General features: G+C 67.0%; 1 protein-coding gene and 1 pseudogene. Both read right to left on the minus strand.

The window, feature by feature from the left end; translation table 11 throughout:
* Window positions 1-246: 246 nt before the first annotated feature.
* Window positions 247-489: a hypothetical protein gene (locus IF20_RS36875; protein ID WP_052869801.1), complete on the minus strand. Its 243-nt coding sequence runs from the start codon at window positions 487-489 to the stop codon at window positions 247-249.
* 209 nt (window positions 490-698) lie between these two features.
* Window positions 699-825 (minus strand): annotated as a pseudogene (locus IF20_RS38785) (IS481 family transposase); the annotation flags it as partial.

An 825-nucleotide genomic window follows, 5' to 3' on the forward strand; every position in this document is an offset into this window, starting at 1 on the left:
CCGCCGTCCTGACGACGGGCCATCAGCAGGCCAAGGTCGTTGAGGTTCATGCCGCCAGATCTACAGGAGATCCCCGACGGTGTCCCCCCAGCTCTCGGTCTCGTGACGTTGCGGGCACCGGGCCGTTGAGAGGGGTGACTCCATAGAGCCGGGCCCCGGGGGCAGCGTAGAGCCGCAGTGGATCATGTGAGGGCCATGCCGGACGTCGGCACGGCCCTCTGTGCGTCTGGAGGCCGCGCGGGTCGCTCAGGCGTTGGTCCTTCGGGCTCGGGCGATCAGCGCGTCGCACAGAATGTTGTCGGGTGTGCGGGCCATGCGCAGCAGTTCACGCACGACTTCTGCCTTGTCCCAGCGGATACCGGTCTGGTGCCTCAGCTCCAGGATCCATCGGTCGATCTCCAGGTACTCACTGGGGTCGAAGCGGACTGTCAGCGGGATGGCGCCGTCTGCTTTCGGGGCGGGCCTCGGAGTCGTGTCGTACGTCGTCATACCCGGTCCAACGAGCAGCCGTGCAACAGGGCTTCTTCAGCGCTCAGGGCTTCTTCAGCGCTCAGGGCTTCGTGCGGAGCGGCACGATGTCCTACAAGGACTCGCCAGAATCACCCGGTGCAGGACGTGTCGCGTGTTCCCGGCTGCGTCCCGCCACGGGGCCGGGGCCCGTCCCGCGCGCTCCGTTCTGGCGCGGGACGGAAGGGCGCCTAGGTGTATTGACCCGCAGGGTTGTTCACGCGGGTGATGGGTGGCTGGCCTCCGAGTGCGGTGTGGCAGCGATGGTAGTTGTAGGTGTGCAGGAAGTCGTCCAGGGTCGCGGTGCGCTCTTCGTTG

This window comes from Streptomyces niger (genome assembly GCF_000718305.1).
Classification (GTDB): Bacteria; Actinomycetota; Actinomycetes; order Streptomycetales; family Streptomycetaceae; genus Streptomyces; species Streptomyces niger.

What these genes read in the sequence shown, in the direction of transcription:
- IF20_RS36875 (WP_052869801.1), bottom strand. Translation starts at nt 489, where the DNA reads ATGACGACGTACGACACGACTCCGAGGCCCGCCCCGAAAGCAGACGGC.